The 18622-nt window shown below is 63.7% G+C and carries 19 protein-coding genes; 12 read left to right on the top strand and 7 right to left on the bottom strand.

Going from position 1 to position 18622, the window contains the following annotated elements; all coding sequences use genetic code 11:
- From RMQ73_RS10090 to RMQ73_RS10080, 3 genes are all read left to right on the top strand, one after another.
- The coding region (locus RMQ73_RS10090; protein ID WP_310498087.1) for a peptidase dimerization domain-containing protein at positions 1 to 740 on the top strand (740 nt) is incomplete at its 5' end.
- A complete protein-coding gene (locus RMQ73_RS10085; RefSeq protein WP_310498086.1) occupies positions 737 to 2128 on the top strand; it encodes a M20/M25/M40 family metallo-hydrolase in 1392 nt (463 codons plus the stop codon). The genes RMQ73_RS10090 and RMQ73_RS10085, both read left to right, overlap by 4 nt.
- 32 nt (positions 2129 to 2160) lie before the next feature.
- Positions 2161 to 2799, top strand: coding sequence for a YjbE family putative metal transport protein (locus RMQ73_RS10080; protein WP_310498090.1), 639 nt, complete (start codon positions 2161 to 2163; stop codon positions 2797 to 2799).
- Positions 2800 to 2814: 15 nt separating this feature from the next.
- Here RMQ73_RS10080 and RMQ73_RS10075 read toward each other — a convergent pair whose 3' ends face one another.
- On the bottom strand, positions 2815 to 3780 hold the full coding sequence (locus tag RMQ73_RS10075) for a quinone oxidoreductase (protein ID WP_310498085.1): 966 nt from the start codon (positions 3778 to 3780) through the stop codon (positions 2815 to 2817).
- Between the two features lie 137 nt (positions 3781 to 3917).
- Here RMQ73_RS10075 and RMQ73_RS10070 point away from each other — a divergent pair, with 137 nt between their 5' ends.
- Genes RMQ73_RS10070 through RMQ73_RS10045 form a run of 6 tightly spaced genes read left to right on the top strand, consistent with a single transcriptional unit; the run spans position 3918 to position 9616 of the window.
- Positions 3918 to 4157 carry a DUF6489 family protein gene (locus RMQ73_RS10070; protein WP_310498083.1) on the top strand — a complete coding sequence of 80 codons (240 nt, stop codon included), beginning with the start codon at positions 3918 to 3920 and terminating at the stop codon, positions 4155 to 4157.
- Positions 4158 to 4164: 7 nt separating this feature from the next.
- The gene (gene mnmE / locus RMQ73_RS10065; protein ID WP_310498089.1) at positions 4165 to 5466 is read left to right on the top strand and encodes a tRNA uridine-5-carboxymethylaminomethyl(34) synthesis GTPase MnmE; all 1302 of its coding nucleotides are present in this window, start codon (positions 4165 to 4167) and stop codon (positions 5464 to 5466) included.
- Between the two features lie 42 nt (positions 5467 to 5508).
- Complete coding sequence (mnmG, locus tag RMQ73_RS10060; RefSeq protein ID WP_310498081.1) at positions 5509 to 7347, top strand: tRNA uridine-5-carboxymethylaminomethyl(34) synthesis enzyme MnmG; 1839 nt, start codon at positions 5509 to 5511, stop codon at positions 7345 to 7347.
- Complete coding sequence (gene rsmG, locus RMQ73_RS10055) at positions 7344 to 7976, top strand: 16S rRNA (guanine(527)-N(7))-methyltransferase RsmG (protein WP_310498079.1); 633 nt, start codon at positions 7344 to 7346, stop codon at positions 7974 to 7976. The genes mnmG and rsmG overlap by 4 nt, the downstream gene beginning before the upstream one ends.
- Positions 7973 to 8749, top strand: coding sequence for a ParA family protein (locus RMQ73_RS10050; protein WP_310498077.1), 777 nt, complete (start codon positions 7973 to 7975; stop codon positions 8747 to 8749). Before rsmG ends, RMQ73_RS10050 begins: the two co-directional genes overlap by 4 nt.
- A gap of 3 nt (positions 8750 to 8752) precedes the next feature.
- Positions 8753 to 9616 carry a ParB/RepB/Spo0J family partition protein gene (locus tag RMQ73_RS10045; RefSeq protein ID WP_310498075.1) on the top strand — a complete coding sequence of 288 codons (864 nt, stop codon included), beginning with the start codon at positions 8753 to 8755 and terminating at the stop codon, positions 9614 to 9616.
- A gap of 35 nt (positions 9617 to 9651) precedes the next feature.
- Here RMQ73_RS10045 and holA read toward each other — a convergent pair whose 3' ends face one another.
- The 4 genes from holA to RMQ73_RS10025 are packed head-to-tail and all read right to left on the bottom strand — an operon-like array spanning position 9652 to position 14210.
- Positions 9652 to 10626 carry a DNA polymerase III subunit delta gene (gene holA / locus RMQ73_RS10040; RefSeq protein WP_310498088.1) on the bottom strand — a complete coding sequence of 325 codons (975 nt, stop codon included), beginning with the start codon at positions 10624 to 10626 and terminating at the stop codon, positions 9652 to 9654.
- 56 nt (positions 10627 to 10682) lie between these two features.
- Positions 10683 to 11171, bottom strand: a complete 489-nt coding sequence (gene lptE, locus RMQ73_RS10035; RefSeq protein WP_310498073.1) for an LPS assembly lipoprotein LptE — start codon at positions 11169 to 11171, stop codon at positions 10683 to 10685.
- Positions 11172 to 11208: 37 nt separating this feature from the next.
- Positions 11209 to 13761 carry a leucine--tRNA ligase gene (gene leuS / locus RMQ73_RS10030; protein WP_310498071.1) on the bottom strand — a complete coding sequence of 851 codons (2553 nt, stop codon included), beginning with the start codon at positions 13759 to 13761 and terminating at the stop codon, positions 11209 to 11211.
- A gap of 5 nt (positions 13762 to 13766) precedes the next feature.
- On the bottom strand, positions 13767 to 14210 hold the full coding sequence (locus RMQ73_RS10025) for a DUF3576 domain-containing protein (RefSeq protein ID WP_310498068.1): 444 nt from the start codon (positions 14208 to 14210) through the stop codon (positions 13767 to 13769).
- A gap of 387 nt (positions 14211 to 14597) precedes the next feature.
- On the opposite strand from RMQ73_RS10025, the gene RMQ73_RS10020 reads away from it, so the two are divergent.
- Positions 14598 to 15287 (top strand): hypothetical protein, encoded by a 690-nt coding sequence (locus RMQ73_RS10020; protein ID WP_310498066.1) that lies wholly within the window; start codon positions 14598 to 14600, stop codon positions 15285 to 15287.
- Between the two features lie 4 nt (positions 15288 to 15291).
- Positions 15292 to 15951: a YggS family pyridoxal phosphate-dependent enzyme gene (locus RMQ73_RS10015; protein WP_310498064.1), complete on the top strand. Its 660-nt coding sequence runs from the start codon at positions 15292 to 15294 to the stop codon at positions 15949 to 15951.
- 226 nt (positions 15952 to 16177) lie between these two features.
- Here RMQ73_RS10015 and RMQ73_RS10010 read toward each other — a convergent pair whose 3' ends face one another.
- Entirely contained in the window at positions 16178 to 17473 is a 1296-nt protein-coding gene (locus RMQ73_RS10010; RefSeq protein WP_310498062.1) for a transcription antitermination factor NusB, read from the bottom strand.
- Positions 17474 to 17528: 55 nt separating this feature from the next.
- Positions 17529 to 18365, bottom strand: a complete 837-nt coding sequence (locus RMQ73_RS10005) for an SDR family oxidoreductase (protein WP_310498061.1) — start codon at positions 18363 to 18365, stop codon at positions 17529 to 17531.
- A 70-nt stretch (positions 18366 to 18435) separates the two neighbouring features.
- Here RMQ73_RS10005 and RMQ73_RS10000 point away from each other — a divergent pair, with 70 nt between their 5' ends.
- Positions 18436 to 18609, top strand: a complete 174-nt coding sequence (locus RMQ73_RS10000; RefSeq protein WP_310498060.1) for a DUF1674 domain-containing protein — start codon at positions 18436 to 18438, stop codon at positions 18607 to 18609.
- The last annotated feature ends 13 nt before the right edge of the window (positions 18610 to 18622 follow it).

Raw genomic sequence — 18622 nt, 5'->3', positions numbered from 1 at the left:
CGCGCAATCCCGGCGGCCATTCCAGCCGTCCGCGCCCCGACAATGCGATTTACGAACTTGCCGCCGGCCTGGTGAATCTGGCGAAGACCGATTTCCCGGTGATCCTGTCAGATACGACGCGCGCCTATTTCGCGGAAATGGCCAAGATCAGCGATGCACAAACCGCTGCCGCCATTCGCGCCCTGCTCGCCAATCCGGCCGATGCGGAGGCCAATGCCATGGTCTCCAAGGATCCGGGCTGGCACTCCACGCTGCGCACCACCTGCGTGGCGACGATGCTGGATGCCGGCCACGCCCGCAATGCCCTGCCGCAGCGCGCCCAGGCCAATGTGAACTGCCGCATGTTCCCCGGCGAGAGCGTGGAAAAAGTGCGCGGCCAGATCGCGCAGCGGCTGGGTGATTCGACCATAAGCGTCACCCCGCGCGCATCGGAAAACCCCGAACAAGCCGCCCCGCCGCCGCCGCTATCGCTGCAAGTCCATGGCCCGGCCGCGGCGCTCGCGGCGAAGCATTTCCCCGGCGTCCCCCTCATCCCCACCATGGCTACCGGCGCCACTGATGGCCGCTATCTCAACGCCGCGGGCATTGCCACTTATGGCATGCCCGGCCGCTTCGGCATGCCCGATGGCAATGGCGTGCACGGTCTCAATGAGCGAATTTCCGTCGAAGGCGTCATGAAGGAACGGGATTATCTGTTCGATCTGATTGCCATTTATGCCAATGCCAAGGACAGCAAATGACCCTCAAAGCCCTGTTGCTCGCCGCCGTCCTGTCCGCCACTCCAGCGCTGGCCCAAACCTCTGGCGAGGCCGCATTTCGCAGCCTTTACAAGGAAATGGTCGAAACCGACACCAGCATCACCACCGGCAGCTGCACCGTCGCAGCCGAAAAGCTCGCCGTGCGCCTCAAGGCTGCCGGCTATGCCGATGACGCCATCACCCTGTTCGCCGACGCCAAATTCCCCAAGGAGGGCGGCATCGTCGCCGTGCTACCCGGCAAGGACAAAAAGGCCAAGGCCATGCTGCTGCTCGGCCATCTCGATGTCGTCGTAGCCAAGCGCGAGGATTGGACCCGTGATCCCTATGTGCTGATCGAGGAGAACGGCTTTTTCTATGGCCGTGGCACTGTCGATGACAAATCGCAGGCGGCGATCTTCACCGACATCCTGATCCGCCTCAAACAGGCCGGCAAGGCGCCGAAGCGCACCATCAAGCTGGCGCTGACCTGCGGCGAGGAAACCACCTGGGCGTTCAACGGGGCCGACTGGCTGGCAAAGAACCGGCCTGAGCTGATTGCCGCCGAATTTGCCCTCAACGAAGGCGGCGGCGGGCGGCTTTCGCCTGATGGCAAGCGCCAGGGTCTGGCCGTGCAGGTCGGCGAAAAGACCGTGCAGAATTACATCCTGACCGCGACCAACCCCGGCGGGCATTCCAGCGTGCCGCGCCCCGATAATGCCATCACCGACCTGTCACGTGCGCTGGTGGCGATCAACGTCCATGAATTCCCGGTGCAGTTCAACGATACCACGCGCGCCTATTTCTCGGGTATCGCGCCTGTGCTGCCGCCGGCCTATGGCGCGGCCATCACGCGACTGCTCGCCAACCCGGCCGATGCGGAGGCCAATGCCATCGTCAGCCAGGACCCCACCAACCACAGTGTGCTGCGCACCACCTGTGTCGCCACGACCATCGAGGCCGGCCATGCCGAAAACGCCCTTGCCCAGCGTGCGTCAGCCAACGTCAACTGCCGCATGTTCCCCGGCACCGACCCAGAGGCGCTCAAGGCCATACTCGGCAGCATCATCGGCAATACCAGGGTTGGCATAACGCTCAAGCTGCCGGTCAGACCGGTTGCGGTCGCACCGCCGCTCAACCCGGCGGTCATCGGCCCGATGAAGGCGGTTGCGGCAAAACACTTCCCCGGCGTGCCAGTGCTGTCGATGATGTCGACTGGGGCGACGGATGCCATCTACATCGCGCCCATCGGCATCCCTGTTTACGGCGCACCGGGCCTGTTCCTCGATTCCGACGGCAATGGAGTCCATGGTCTGAATGAGCGGGTTCGCGTCGATTCGCTCATGCGCGCCCGCGATTATCTCATGGACCTGGTGACGACACTGGCGGGGTAGCGTTTGCCGCCGACGCCCCCTACATGACGCCCATGGATATTGCGCATTTCTTCACGCCCGAGGCGATGTCGGCTTTCAGCCAGGTCGTGCTCATCGATGTGGTGCTGGCCGGCGACAACGCCATTGTTGTCGGCGCGCTTGCCGCCGGCCTGCCCGCAGCCCAGCGCAAGAAGGTTATCCTGATCGGGATCATTGCTGCGCTGGTCCTGCGCATCGGTTTTGCGCTGATGGTGACACAACTTCTTCAGATCGTTGGCCTTATTCTGGCTGGCGGGTTATTGCTGCTATGGGTGGCCTGGCGGATGTGGCGCGAATTGCACCCACGCCGCGCCATGATCGATGCACCCGGCGAGAGCGATGATTTTGTCGCCCATGCCGCGCCGCCGCCGGCAAAGAGTTTTGCCGCCGCCGCTTGGGCCGTGGCCCTTGCCGATGTGTCGATGAGCCTGGACAATGTGCTCGCTGTCGCTGGCGCCGCGCGCGAACACCCTGATATCCTGGTCATCGGCCTGGTCCTGTCGGTGGCGCTCATGGGTATCGCGGCCAACATCATCGCCCAGTATATCGAGCGCTTCCGCTGGATCGCCTATGTCGGCCTTGTTGTTATCCTGTATGTCGCGATGAAGATGATCTACGAAGGCTGGCTGGAAATTTCCCCCATCATCGCCTGAGAGCGGTCATGGTGCTCAGGGGACAAGCACTGTCGACCCCGTTGTCCGCCGTGCCGCCAGATCGTCATGAGCGCGGGCGACATCGGCCAGCGCATAACGCTGATCGACCCGCACTTTGATCGCGCCTGAAGCCATCATCGCCAGAACGCGTGCCCCATATGTGTGCATGGCATCGGGCGTCGCGTAGTAATCGAACAGCGTCGGCCGGGTCACGAACAATGAACCCATGCGCGCCAGGATGCCCAGATCCACGCCGGTCACCGGACCCGATGCATTGCCGAAACTGATCATCAGCCCGCGCCTTTTTAGGCTTGCCAGCGATGCCTCCCAACTGGCCTTGCCAACCCCGTCGAACACGACATCCACGCCGCGTCCATTGGTGATGTCACGAACCCGCGCCGCCACATCCTCGCCATCGGTCACGCCATGGTCCGCGCCGTGCGCCAGCGCTAACTCGACCTTGGCCGTGCTTCCCGCCACCGCGATGACATGCGCCCCGACTGCTTTGAGCCATTGTACCAGCAACAGGCCGACACCGCCCGCTGCGGCGGGCACCAACGCCCATTGCCCCGGCTGCACGCCGGCGCAGCGTTCGACAAGAAACTCCGTGGTGCAGCCTTTGAGCAGGCCAGCAGCGGCCATCTCGTCGCTGACTGTGTCTGGAAGCTCCACGAGCCGGTCGGCTGCGATGCAGCGATGGTTGGCATAGGCGCCAATCGGACCCCAGCAGTAACCTACGCGGGTACCCGGCGCCAAGGTTACGCCCGCCCCAGCGACCTCCACAACGCCGGCCGCTTCAAGGCCAAGCCCGGTTGGTAGCGCTAACGGGTAGAGGCCCGAGCGGTGATAGGTATCGATGAAGTTCAGCCCGATGGCCGTTTGTCGCAACAAGACTTCACCCGGGCCCGGCAGGCCTGGATCGGCATCGGTCAGTGTCAGCACTTCCGGCCCACCGGTTTGGGACATTATGATGCGGACCATTTCGAACTTCTCCCGTTTGCTGCACTTATTGTGCGCGGTAAGTGTTTGATAAAACCTGGTTAGGCAAGTCCCGCTTGCCGCCGTGGGTGTAACCTCGCTAGGATGATGGCAGCAGCACGGGCGCCGAGGCAAGAGCCATGAAAATCACCTTCGATATCGAGTGCACACCCGCCGAAGCGAGGGCTTTTTTCGGCCTGCCTGATCTGACGCCGGTGCACGATATCTACCTGGAAAAGTTCAAGAGCGCGATTACCGACGGCGTCACGCCCGCTGATTGGGAAAAGATGACGAAGGCTTGGATGCCCGGAATTGCCGATGGTTTCGACCAGTGGCAAAAACTGTTCACATCGGCGATCACCAAGTCCTCGCAGGGCTGAAGCCCTTATGGCGAATACTATTGCCGCCCTGGCGTCAGGACGGCCGCCAGCTGCCATTGCCGTCATCCGGCTATCCGGCCCAAGTGCCTTTGCCGCACTTTCCGGGCTGCTTGGAGGACCATTGCCGACCCCGCGGCGACTTTCGCTGCGGCGTCTCCATGATCCGGTGACGGCGGAACTGCTGGATCAGGCCATGGTTGTCTGTTTCCCCGGTCCAGATACCGCCAGCGGTGAAGACCTTGCCGAACTGCACCTGCATGGCGGCGTCGCCGTTATTGATGCGGTGCTTGGGGCGCTGCTGGCGCATCCCGACGTCCGGCTGGCCGAGCCGGGGGAGTTCACGCGCCGGGCCTTTGCTAACGGTCGGCTTGATCTGGCCGAGGTCGAAGGCATCGCCGACCTTGTTGCAGCCGAGACGACGGCGCAACGTCGGCAAGCGTTGTCCTTGGCTGGCGGAGCGCTGAGTCGTGCTGCGGAAGCATGGCGGAGCGAATGCCTGGCGGTGCTTGCCCAGGCCGAGGCCGGCTTGGACTTTGCCGAGGATGAGGCAGATGTGGCGCAGCGGCTGGATGAAGCAGCGAGGGAGACGCTGTTGGCCATGGCGGACCGACTTGCGTTGCTGCTGGTCGACTCAGCCCGCGCTGCCCAAGTGCTGAACGGGCTGACCATTGCCGTCACAGGTGCGCCGAATGTAGGAAAATCTAGTTTAGTCAATGCTTTAGCGATGTGTGAGGCTGCGATTGTAACACCTCTTGCTGGTACGACTCGGGACCCTATCGCGGTACCCATCGTGCTTGATGGCGTCGGTGCGCTTCTCATCGACACTGCCGGCCTTCGCGATACTGTCGATGTCATCGAGGCGGAGGGCATACGCCGGGCGCGTATTAGGGCTGCCGCTGCTGACCTCGTGATCACAGTAGTTGTGCCGGGAGAGCAGACGGAACCTGAAGTTGACGGTCTGGTTGTCGTGAACAAGATCGATACCCACGGGCCGGCAAGCCTGCCGAGCAAGGCGTTGTCGGTTTCGGCGCTTCGCGGCGACGGGGTGGCAGAATTGCGCGCCTGGTTGACCGATTGGGCCAAGCAGTTGGTGCGTCCTGGCGAGCCGGCCTTGCTGGTAAATGCCAGACATCGGGCGGCCTTCGCAGATGCTGCGCTGTCGCTTCGCGCAGCGGCAGAGGCCTCAGACCCAGTGCTTCGAGCGGAATGTCTCCGCACAGCCGCACACGCCTTTGGACGGGTTGCTGGCCGGGTTGATGTCGATGACGTGCTTGACCGGATTTTTTCGCAGTTCTGCGTCGGAAAATAGTTCCACGTGGAACTATGGCCTGATTTCCGGTATGACGCGGCCATGTCTGAATACGACGTCATTGTTGTCGGAGCCGGTCACGCCGGTTGCGAGGCGGCCGCCGCTGCCGCCCGTCGCGGTGCCCGGGTCGCGCTGCTGACGTTGCGTGCCGATGACCCGGGGACACTGTCCTGCAATCCGGCGATAGGTGGCATCGGCAAGGGTCACCTTGTGTGCGAGATCGAGGCCCTCGGCGGCGTAATGGGTCATGTCACGGATCAGTCTCGCCTGCAGTCTCGCCTGCTCAACCGCTCAAAAGGACCTGCTGTGCATGGTCCGCGTGCGCAGGTGGATCGCCGGCTTTATCGCGAGGCGATGCGTGCATCATTGGCAACCATGCCGGGCATCGTGCAGGTCGTGGCGCAGGCGAAGGCGCTTTTGGTCGAGCAAGGAATGGTTGTCGGTGTCGAGACTGACCATGGCCGTATCAGTGCGCCTGCCGTTGTGCTGACGACAGGCACGTTCCTAGGCGGAATGATGCATATCGGCGATACCCGAGCGGCCGGGGGCAGGGTGGGCGCGGCGGCATCATCGCTGGGTAACGCGTTGCGCGCGCTGGGATTGCCAGTGGCGCGCCTGAAGACGGGGACGCCGCCGCGCCTCGATGGACGCAGTATTGACTGGGCAAGCCTTGATTGGCAGGTCGGCGACGCTGATCGGCCGCAGTTCAGCAGCCGGAAGGTGGCTGCCCGGCCCTCACTGCCGTGTGGGGTGACGCGGACCAACGTCGGCACCCATCAGATCATCCGGGACAATCTCGAGCGATCGGCGCTTTACGGCGGCTTCATCGAATCCGTCGGCCCTCGCTACTGCCCGTCGATCGAGGACAAGGTGGTGCGCTTTGGCGATCGCGAAGGTCACCAGGTCTTTCTTGAGCCGGAGGGCTATGATGACATAACCATCTATCCCAATGGCCTTTCCACGTCTTTGCCGCTGGCGGTGCAGCAACAGTTCATTGCCAGCATCGCGGGGCTGGAGCGCGCCGTCATCCTGCGGCCAGGCTATGCGATAGAGTATGATCATGTTGATCCGCGCGCACTGAACTGCCGCCTGGGCGCCAAGGACATAGCCGGCCTTTTCCTTGCCGGGCAGATCAATGGCACCACAGGGTATGAGGAAGCGGCCGCCCAGGGGCTGGTGGCTGGCGCCAACGCCGCCGCAGCCGCTCTTGGGAAGCCGGCGCTGCTTCTTGACCGGGCAGAGTCATACATTGGCGTCATGATCGACGATCTCACCACGCATGGCGCCGCTGAACCCTACCGCATGTTTACATCCAGGGCGGAGTATCGCTTGCGGCTTCGTACCGACAATGCTGATCGCCGACTGACCCCAAAAGGCGCCTTGCTCGAACTGGTTGCTACGGAGCAAAGTGATGAATTCGCCACGAAATTGGCCGCGCGGGAAGCGGCACAAGCGTTGCTCAACAGCTTGAAGGCATCGCCAGCGATGCTGGCCGCAGCCGGGTTGGATGCAAGGCAGGATGGGCAAATACGGTCTGCATTCGAATGGCTGCGCTTTCCGGCCATGACTCCGGACGCAGCCCGCGCACTCTGGCCGGAACTGACCGAGATTGCGCATGAATTGCTGGAGTCTCTCGCTGTGGACGCCAACTACGCCATCTATCTGGCGCGCCAAGATTCTGAAGTCGCTGCTTTGCGCCGCGACGAGGGACTGCAGCTGCCGGCCTCGTTGAACTATGCGCTTGTTCCAGGGTTGAGTCATGAAATGACAGAGCGGCTCATGGCGGCTCGCCCTGTCACCCTGGGCGCAGCGGGGCGCGTTCCGGGCGTCACGCCGGCAGCGTTGATAGCGTTGCTACCCTTTGCGAGCAGGGCCGCATGACAGGCGCCGACCAAGCAGCCTTTGCCGCGGCCTATCATGTTTCACGTGAAACACTGGAACGGCTTGCCGTCTACGAAGCCTTGCTCATCGAATGGCAGGGGCGGATGAACCTTGTCGGGCCCAGCACATTGCCGCACATCTGGAGTCGGCATTTTGCGGACTCCGCGCAACTGCTGCCATTGGCGGGTCCCGGCCAAAGGTGGCTTGATATCGGCGCTGGCGGCGGTTTCCCCGGCCTCGTTATCGCCATCCTGGATAACGAAGCGCGGCTTACTCTCGTGGAGTCGATCGCAAAAAAATGCCGCTTCCTCGAGGTTGCGGCCGAAGCCCTTGGCGTTGCGGATCGCGTGCGCGTCGAAAATTGCCGAATCGAGGCACTCTCACGCCAGGTTTTCGATGTCATCACCGCGCGCGCACTGGCAGCATTGCCCCAATTGTTTGCCTGGGGCCTGCCATATGCAGATCGTAACACCTTGTGGTTGTTGCCAAAAGGCATGCGCGCCCAGGAAGAGCTTGCCATGGCGTCCAAGCAGTTCCAGTTTGATCATGAACTGATCCCCAGCTCCACGGATTCTGACGCGCGCATCGTGATGGCGCGTCAGGTGCGGGAAATTTCGAGGCGTCGATGATCATTGCGGTGGCCAATCAGAAGGGCGGGGTGGGCAAGACCACAACTGCCGTCAATTTGGCCACGGCACTTGCAGCGGCGGGCAAGCAAGTCTTGCTGGTGGATAGCGACCCACAGGGTAATGCTTCAACCGGTCTTGGCGTTGGCCGTCGCCAGCGTGATGTGTCTATCTACGAAGTCCTCCTGGGCGAAGCCTTGCTGGTTGATGCAGTTCAGAAGACATCCATTCCCGGCTTGTCCCTGCTGCCCGCGAGCGCGGCATTGTCGGGTGCGGAAGTTGAGTTGGTGGATGGCGAGCGGCGTAGCCACCGACTGGCTGATGCTTTGCAGTCGATGCAATGCTTTGACTTTGTCCTGATTGATTGCCCGCCATCGCTGGGTCTGCTGACACTGAATGCCCTGGTTGCGGCGCATTCGGTGTTGGTGCCGCTACAGGCAGAATTTTTTGCCCTTGAGGGCCTGTCGCAGCTTTTGGGGACCATCGAGCGCGTGCGCAGCGGCCTCAATCCGCGGCTGCAACTATTGGGAATAGTCCTGACCATGGTTGATCGCCGTAACCGGCTGAGCGACAATGTTTGCGACGATGTGCGAGCCGTGATGGGCGACAAGGTCTTCCAGACAATGGTTCCGCGCAACGTGCGCCTGTCTGAAGCGCCCAGCCATGGGTTGCCAGCGCTGCTGTACGACAGCCGCTGTGCAGGTTCCGAGGCCTATGTCGCATTGGCTCGGGAACTGCTGGCCCGGACCGCGCGCCCTTTGTCGAAGGCTAGCTGATAAATGGCTGATAAAAAGAGAATATCCGGGCTTGGGCGCGGTCTTTCAGCCCTTCTGGACGACGTGAGCAGCCCGCCGACACCGGGCGCTCCCGGTGTCGGACGTGTCAGTATTGCCGACATCGTTGCCAGTGCCGTGCAGCCGCGCCGGCGATTTGAGCAGCAGGCAATGGACGAGCTTGTGGCATCGGTGAAGCTGCACGGCATCCTGCAGCCGATCCTGCTGCGGCCACTTGGCGATGGCCGCCATGAGATTGTCGCTGGCGAGAGGCGTTGGCGCGCGGCCCAGGCGGCGGGTCTGCATGACATGCCGGCAGTGGTGCGCAGCCTCGATGACCGCGAAGCGCACGAAATCTCCTTGATTGAGAATATTCAGCGGAGCGATCTGAATGCCATCGAGGAAGCACATGGGTATCGCCGGCTGATTGACGAGTTTGGCCATACCCAGCAGGCGCTCGCCGATATTGTCGGGAAATCACGCAGCCACGTTACCAATTTGATGCGGCTCCTCGACCTGCCAGTGACCGTCCAGACCATGGTCGAAGACGGCTTGCTTGCGATGGGCCATGCCCGGGCGCTTGTCAGCGCCGCCGACCCGGTTGCGCTCGCCCAGCGCGCCATCAACGAGGGTTTGTCGGTGCGCGCCGTCGAAAAGCTTGCTTCCGGCCGGGAAAAGCCCAAGTCTGCGGCTGCACGGTCTCTGCCCACCGCGGACGCCAATACCGATGCGCTGGAATTGCAGTTGACTGATTCGATTGGCATGCCTGTGGCGTTGCTGGTGGCACCCGGTTCCAGTAGCGGCAGTCTTACCATCCGTTTTTCTACTTTGGACCAGCTTGACTGGCTGTGTTCACGGCTCAACGGCTAGCAAGTAAACTCTTTTATAACAACGAATTATAGTATTTAGCGCTGTACTCTGCGCCGGGCTGTATGGGCACGTCTTGCCATGGCGATGACAACTGCATCGGCGCCCAGGTCTCCCAGGCTACCTGTTGCCTTCACTGCACGCTCCGCCGCCAGCACCTCGGACATCGCCTTGGTGAGCGAGGCCTGGGTCCAGAAGGTCAACTCGGCAGTCGTCGCATCCTTGTCCTTCCAGAACACCGGGGGCCGAGCGCTGTCGACGGCCTGGGCTGGCGATGAACCACTTTCGACGACTGCGCGCAGGCCAAGCAGCAAGGACAGGCGTCGGTCCAGTGCGCGCAGGAGCGGAATGGCTGTCCCGCCAGGCATGCGCCCGACAAGGTCAACCACGCGCGCCGGTTGTCCGGCCGTGATGGCGGCGACCAGATCGGACTGCTCGGCGTCACCGGCGCCGACAGAGGCCGCTGCCACATCCGCCAAGGTCAATGATTGGGGACGCTCCGGGCCGGCATCGCGGTAGAGCGCCAGCTTTTCCAGTTCACGCCGGATGATCATGCGGTCACCGCCGGTGGCGTCAAACAGGGCCATGGCGGCATCCCGGTCAGGCTTCAGGCCAAGCGGCGCTGCAATGTCACCGATCATCCGGGGTGCATTGCCCGCACTCGGTGCATAACTGATCATGGACGCGATGGATTCGGATTTTTCCGCCAAGGCGAGCAGTTTGCTGCCCTTTTTGAATCCGCCAGCCACGGCGATGACCCTGTGTGCCGCCGCCGGTCCGGCCAGCAACGCCTCTACCGCCGGCAATCCATCGTCATCCAGCCCAGTGACGCGTATGATGCGGGCATCCCCGAACATCGACAGGCTGCTGGCGGCAGCAACAAGGGCCTGTGGGTCGCTGGCCAGTTGCTTGCCGGCAATCACATCGACATCTGCGGCGCTTCCGAGCGCAGCGGACAGCATGTTAGCGTAATCAAGCGAAGCCGCACTATCAGGCCCATGGAACAAGACCATGCGAAGCCCGGCGGGCCATGACCGTCCCGCTGCCATGATGCGGGCCAGATCAGCCTTCATCGCGGGCTGTCAGAGACCGTGGACTTCTTGGCGGTCGCATTGCCGTGGCGCGCAAGCCGGGCGGTGATCTGCCGTGCAATGTCATTGGCCAGGCGTTCCAACGCTGTGGCTTCGGCCGCGACCACGGCGTAGTTGGAACTGACACGGTCAATCCCGGCGTCGGCGGTAGCAGTGTCGTCCAGCACGACGGTTCCGGTGGATGCCTCGACCAGACGGAACCGCGCCCGCAGCGTCCGGCGCTCACGCGCAGCGGAACTGTCGCCGCGCACGCCAAAAGCGACGATCTTGTCGTCGAGCAGAACCTCAAGCCGGTAGCGCGGATTTGCAGCCGGCTTGCCCAATTGCTCCTTCAGCGATTCGCGCACCAGAAAGCCGGCGCGATCGGTGATCGGCGCGACGCTGATGTCGTTCAACAATCGGGCAGAAGCGCTGCGCCCTCCGCCGCCATAGACCGGCGACAAGGCGCAAGCGGACAGCGTCAGCATCAGCAAGACCGCGGCTGCGGCGCCAAGCGGGCGGCTGTCAGACGACAAGGTTCACCAGGCGATCCGGGACCACGATAATCTTGCGTATCGGCTGCGCCGCCAGCGCCCGGACGACCTTGTCGCGGCCCAGTGCCATGGCCTCGATCGCGCTCTTGTCCATGCCCTTGGCGGCTTCCATGCTGTCCTTCAGCTTGCCGTTGACTTGAATTGCAATGGTGACCGTATCTTCGATCAGCAACGCCGGATCGGCAAGGGGCCAAGTGGCATCACAGACCATGCCCGGTTGACCCAGCGTGGCCCATGCTTCTTCGGCCAGATGCGGCGCCATTGGGGCCACCATCTGAACCAGCCCGATGACGCCAGCGCGGCGGCCCGCACCGGCGGGCGCGCGTTCCAGGGCGCTGACCAGTTCATAAAGACGCGCAACGGCCTTGTTGAACTGTAGCCGGTCGATATCGCTTGTCACGGCAGCAATGATACGGTGGAGAAGGCGCAAAGCCTTGTCGTCGCTGTCCGGCTGCGAATCAGCAGGCCCGCCGGCTTCTGTCTCCGCAAGCCGCCAGACGCGCTGGATGAAGCGTGCCGCGCCGTCGATGCCCGCTTCCGACCATGCGAGATCGCGCTCGGGTGGACTATCGGAAAGCATGAACCAGCGCAACGCGTCGGCCCCGTACCGGCCAAGCATGTCATCGGGATCGATGACATTCTTCTTGGACTTCGACATTTTTTCGACGCGCCCTAAGCTTACCCGTCGCTTTGTGTCGGACTCAACGGACCAGCCCGCATTATTTGAACTTACATTGTTTGTTGCAACCCAAACGATATTATTCGTTTTTTTATTTCTCTTGAATGCAGTTCTTTGCGTCACCATGCCTTGCGTAAAAAGTCCGGCAAACGGCTCCGCCACATCGAGCATGCCGATGTGCTGCAAGGCACGAGTCCAGAACCGCGCATAGAGCAGATGCAGGATCGCGTGTTCGACGCCGCCGATATACTGGCCGACGGGCAGCCACTGCGCGGCCACCACGGGATCGAAGGGCCGATCACCCGGCGCGCTGGCGAAGCGGATGAAATACCAGGATGAGTTGACGAACGTATCCAGCGTGTCGGTCTCGCGCCGCGCCGGCTTGCCGCACGACGGGCAATCGACATGTTTCCAGGTCGGGTGGCGGTCGAGCGGATTGCCCGGCACGTCAAACGTCACATCCTCGGGCAGCATGATCGGCAGGCTGGCGCGCGGCACCGGCAAGGCGCCGCAATCGTTGCAATGGATGACCGGAATCGGCGTGCCCCAATAGCGTTGGCGCGACACGCCCCAGTCGCGCAGGCGGAATTGCGTCACGCCCTTGCCCCAGCCATCGGCCTCGGCCCGCCCAATCACCGCGGCCTTGCCGGCATCCACCGTCATGCCGTCCAGCCATGCGGAGTGGCAAAGCAGCCCCGGGCCGACATAGGCCTCGTCCTGAATAGCCGCATTCTCTTCGCCCGCAGGCGCCACGACGCGGGTCACCGGAAGCTGATATTTCCGTGCAAAATCAAGGTCGCGCTGGTCATGGCCGGGACAACCGAAAATGGCGCCGGTGCCATAGTCCATCAACACGAAATTGGCAATGAAGACCGGCAGGCGCACAGTCTGATCGAGCGGATGGATGACCGACAGGCCGGTATCAAAGCCCTTTTTGTCCTGGGTTTCGATATCGGCCGCCGATGTGCCGCCGGCACGGCATTCTTCGACGAATGCCGCCAGAACGGGGTTGTTGGCCGCCAGCGCCTGCGCCAACGGGTGATCGGCGGCGATCGCGGCGAAGCTGGCGCCGAACAGGGTATCGGGCCTGGTGGTGAACACATCGAAATGACCGGCGGCGCCCTGCGGTACGGTGCCGTCCAATTGAAATGTAAACTGCAAACCCTGGCTCTTGCCGATCCAGTTTTCCTGCATCAGCCGGACTTTGTCGGGCCAGGCATTAAGCGTGCCCAGACCGGCAAGCAGATCCTCGGCGAAATCGGTGATCCGCAGGAACCATTGGCTCAGCTTGCGACGCTCGACCAGCGCACCGGAACGCCAGCCGCGTCCATCGATGACCTGTTCATTGGCCAGCACGGTCATGTCGACCGGATCCCAATTGACCGCCGATTCCTTGCGATACACCAGCCCGGCGGCCAGCAGATCGAGGAACAGGGCTTGTTCCTGACCATAATAGTCGGGCTCGCAAGTCGAAAGCTCGCGGCTCCAGTCCAGTGCAAAGCCCAGCCGTTTCAGCTGGGCGCGCATCGTTGCGATATTGGCACGGGTCCAGCCGCCTGGGTGGATGCCCCGTTCCATGGCGGCATTTTCGGCCGGCATGCCAAAGGAATCCCAGCCCATGGGGTGCAGCACTTCAAAGCCCTGGGCGCGGCGCATGCGGGCCAGCACATCGCCCATCGTATAGTTTCGGACGTGCCCGATATGCACCCGCCCGGAAGGGTAGGGAAACATTTCAAGCACATAGGCCTTGGGTTTTGCGCTGCTGTCATTGGCGCGGAAACTCTCGGCGTCGTCCCACGCCTTTTGCCAGCGGCGCTCCGCCGCTTCGTGATCGAACCGCGCCATGTGCCTCAACCGCCCGGCGCGACCGTGTTGCGGCGCAGGTCGCGGGCGCGGCCCAGAATGGTCTCTTCGAGGCGCTGCACTGTGCCGGCGCGCACCGGCGCTTCGATCCAGCCGGTGGCGCCCAGCGTCTGGCGCTGGGCCGCGACGCGAATCGCATCGGCCCGCAATTCGGTGTCGAGCACGGTGATCGTCACCTTCACGCGCTCATTGGGGGTCTGCGGACTGGCGAACCAGTCCGTGATGATGACGCCGCCGTTGGAATCGACCTGCGCCAAAGGCATGAACCCGATGGTATCGAGCGAGGCGCGCCACAGATAGGCGTTGATGCCGATGGTGGTCAGCCGTGCCGGAGCCGGCGTGCCGATGGCAGCCTTTTCCTTCTTGCCGCCGCAGGCGGTCAGCCCCAGCGCCAGGGCGACCGGCAGGACAACAATCAGGATTCGCCGCATGGCAGGACTTTCATCAACAAATGGCGTGGCTGGAGGGTCAGCCCGGCGCTGCTTATAGGCGCAGGGCAGGCAGGACGCCAAGCCCAAGCGCATGAGGCGCCCGAGTCGGGCACCGGGGTTGACCGTGCCGGGCTGAGGGACGCCAAAATGGCAGAAAAACAGGCTGAACTGTGGGCTTGCAGCAACAGGCACAGCGGAAATGTGCCCGATTCCGACCAAGACCGAGATTCGTTTATGTGCGAGAAAGCAATGGCCTGATAAGCCAAAGCCATGAACACGGCGTTCGAATCGGTCGCGGGGCATCCCGCTGGCGCTTTCCACTCTGCGGGCTCACCGCAGAGGCGCGCGCTTGCGCATGTTGCAATATCGTCCGCCGTTGCCTTTGCGATGCTTCTTTGCGCTCCAGCCCTGGCGGCCCAGGCCGGGGCGGCCACCGCCTCCAAGCCGATCAAGCATCGCTTCACGATCGAAACGCCGATCCCGAGTTTCCAGCCGCCGGTCACTGATCCCGGCCGGTTCAGCTTTACTGCATCGGGCAGTGCGGCCTCGGCGCGCTCTGCCACCGTTGAGCGGGCCTTCCGTTTTACGCCGTCAGGCCAGAGTGACAATCGCAAGGCCCTGTCGATCGGCGTCGCTACGCGCGTCGTGGCGCTGGCTGCTGACCGTTCGCGTGCTTCGGCGCCGGCGGATGCCTTTGTGGTTCCGGCCTCTTATGGCGTCGATGTCGGGCTTTCTTGGAAGGGCTTTGGCGTCAACACCGGCTTCCGTCATATCGAACGCACGCCGTTCACGCCGGTATTGGGCGGGCCGCTCGCGGATTCGGTCAATGTCGGCGTCAGCTATGGCGGCCGCAATTGGCGCACCAAGCTGGAAGGCACGGCCGAACATAACAAGGCGCTTTCCTTTGCGCCGCAGCAGCGGCGTTATTCGGTTGAACTTGGCGGCGCCTATGCCGTGGCACCGCGGCTTTCGGTGACCGGCGGTGTGCGATACCGCCTCGCCCCGGACAAGCCGTCGCTGCTTGATCCGAACGCCGACGACAGCGCGGTTTACCTCGGCACCAACATCGCCTTCTGATCTGGTGGACGCGGTTTCCGAACGACTTGCCGAGGTGCATGGCGGCATTGCCCGTGCGCTGAAGGACGCCGCCCGAACCGATGCCGCGCAGCTGGTCGCCGTATCAAAGACCTTTGATGCCGATGCCATTCGCCCGCTGATTGCTGCTGGCCAGCGGCATTTCGGCGAAAACCGCGTCAGCGAAGCGGCGGACAAATGGCCTGCGCTCACAGCCGAAACGCCGGGCATCGTGCTGCACCTCGTCGGCCAGCTGCAATCGAACAAGGCCGAAGCCGCCGTGCGCCTGTTCGATGTCATCCACAGCGTCGATCGTCCGTCCCTGGTGACGGCGTTGGGCAAGGCCATGGTCGCCAGCGGGCGCCGGCCCGACTGCTACATCCAGGTCAATATCGGCGCCGAGGACCAGAAGGGCGGCTGCGCCATTGCCGACCTGCCGGCGTTGCTGGCGCAGGCCCGTGATGCCGGCCTGCCGGTCATCGGCCTGATGTGCGTGCCGCCCGCTGATGTCGAACCGGCACCCTATTTCGCGCTGCTGGCGAAACTGGCGCGTGACCACGCCCTTGCAGGCCTGTCGATGGGCATGTCGTCGGATTATCCTACCGCCGTGCTGCTTGGTGCGACAGTGGTGCGTGTCGGCAGCGCATTGTTCGGCGGGCGAGGCTGAGCGGCGGCGTCCCGGCCTGCCACAAATGAGTTATCCAACTGAATACGCAGGATTTTTTAATTTCCTGTAGTGTTCGGAAGTTGACGAAGTTGACGGTTTCGTGAGATTTTTCGGGCCGCGCATGGGCCACACAAAAAAACCGACCTGCGCAGTTCTGACGATAAGAAACAACCGCCGAGTAATCGCACGAATGCCGGCTGTAGGACAGCGCGGCGGGCGAACGCCGTCAATCCGCCAGCTTGCGGAACCTTGCTATGAAGAAGCCGTCGATGCCACCAGCGTCTGCCAGCTGCCCGGGCAGGGTGCGGACCCAGCCTTCGCCGGTGGGGGTCAGGCCATCGGGCAGTTCGTCTGCTGCAATCGGGTCGCGCGGCAGGCCGGCGATGATGCGTTCGGCGATGCGTTCGCCTTCACGGGGGTCGAGGCTGCACGTCGCATAGACCAATGTGCCGCCGGGTTTGAGCCAGGCGGCGGCGCGGCGGAGCAGGGCGGCCTGCAACAGCGTCAGCGGCGCCAGATCGCGGCTACCCTTGAGATGCAGCACATCGGGGTGGCGGCGGTAGATGCCGGTGGCCGAACAGGGTGCATCGAGCAGGACATGGTCGAACAACTCGCCATGCGGCGGCTGCCAGCGCAGGGCGTCACCGGCCACCAGCGTGGCCGAAAGGCAGGTGCGCGCCAGATTTTCGCGCACGCGTTCCAGCCGGTTTTCGCCGACATCGAGCGCGGTGACATCGCAGCCCATGGCGGCGAGTTGCATCGTCTTGCCGCCCGGCGCGGCGCACAGGTCGAGCACGCGGCTGCCGGGGGCGGCACCCAGAAGCCGGACCGGCAGCGAGGCGGCGAGATCCTGCACCCACCAGGCGCCTTCATCGAAGCCCGGCCATTCGGTAACGCTGCCCTTGCGCACCGTGCGGATATGGCCCGGCGCAAGGCTGCTGCCGCCCAGTTCGGCCAGCCAGTGCGCGGTTTCGCCCGGATCGCGCAAGGTCAAGTCGGTGGCCGGTTCATCGACAAGGCTCTGCCCGGCAGCTTGCGCAACTTCGGCGCCCCAGTCCATCGCCCAGCGGATGGCGAACAGGTCGGGCAGGCGCGGCGCATCGGGCAGCACGGCGGGGCGGCGAATGAGATTGCCGAGCACGCCGTGGACCAGACGCTTTGGCCCGCCTTCGACCAGCGCCAGCGATGTCGCCACCACGGCGTGCGGCGGTGTGCCGAGCCGCAACCAGCCGGCAAGCGCAATGCGCAGCACCTGGCGGGCGCGGGCATCCTCGGGCAGCGGCTTGGGCGTGGCGCTGTCGATCAGGTCATCGAGATCGGGCAGCCAGCGCAGCACGGTGGCGGCAAGGAAGCGGGCGAGGCCCCGGTCCTGCGGCAGCGAAATGCCGACCAGCGCGCCTTCGAGCGCCAGGTCGAGCGGTTGGCCGCGCCCCAGCACCGCCATCAGGATGCGCAGCGCGCCGCGCCGGGCGGGTACGCCGGCTTGCGGACGGTCTGGAGCGCGGGTGGGGCCGGTGTTCATGCGCGGCCTTTGCCCGTGTCAGGGCCGGCCTGCAAGCGCGCCGGCAATCCCCTTCTCAATCGCCGCGCCCGAGAAACGATCCGATGCGCTTGAAGTAGGTGACCGGGAACAGCCGCACCATCCAGTCGATGAAGCGCGCATCGGGCCCGATCAGCACGCGGTGCTGGCGGCGGATCATGCCCTGCACAATGACCTCGGCAGCCTGTTCCGGCGTGGTTTTCGCGGCCTTTTCGAACTCGGCGGCGAAATCGGCATTCGGGTCCTGCCCCGGCAGCAACGCGATGCGCTTGGAGTTTTTGGCGACGTTGGTCTTGATGCCGCCGGGGTGGACGCGGATAACGCACACGGCGGGGTCGGTGACGGCCAATTCCAGATGCATCGCCTCGGTGAGGCCGCGCACGGCATATTTGCTGGCGTTATAGGCGCTTTGGGTGGGGTAGCCCATCATGCCGAACACGCTGGAAATATTGACGACCCAGCCCACGCCGTCCTTGGCTGCGGCGCTGCGGATGTGCGGCAGCGCGGCGCGGCAGCCTTCGACCACGCCGGTGAAATTCACGTCCATGACGCGGTTGAAATCGTCGCGCGGGCAATCGGCAAACGGCGCCACCACCGACAGCCCGGCATTGTTGATGATGCCATCGAGCCTGCCAAAGTCTGTCACGGCCGACGCGACCCATGCAGCCAACGCCGGCGTGTCGGTGACATCCAGCGTGGTGATGCTGGCCGGGCGGTTGCCGAGCAATGCCTTGGTTTCGGCCAGCCCGGCAGCATCCATGTCAGCCAGCGCCAGCACCGCGCCGCGTGCCGCCATGTTGAGCGCCAATGCCCGGCCGATGCCGCTGCCGGCCCCTGTCACGGCAATGACCTTGCCCTCAAGCGATTCTGTCACGCTGCACCCCGATGGTTTTGCTGTTAGTGGCAAGCCGTAGCGCAGTGGGCGCCAACGGGAAACTGAGGTTATGGATAAAGAAAAGACGCCGGAGCCGGCCTCGCCCGCCCCGGACGCTCCAGGGGCAGTGCCATCGGCGCCGCCGGCAAAGGAGATTGGCGGCAAGGAAATCGGCGGCAGAGATGGCCTCGATCCCGTGCGCTACGGCGACTGGGAAAAGGGCGGTATCGCCGTCGATTTCTGAGAGAGCCGACGCG

It is taken from the genome of Sandarakinorhabdus sp. (genome assembly GCF_031430775.1).
Lineage (GTDB): Bacteria > Pseudomonadota > Alphaproteobacteria > Sphingomonadales > Sphingomonadaceae > Sandarakinorhabdus.
This window is presented reverse-complemented; position numbering and strand designations above follow the sequence as displayed.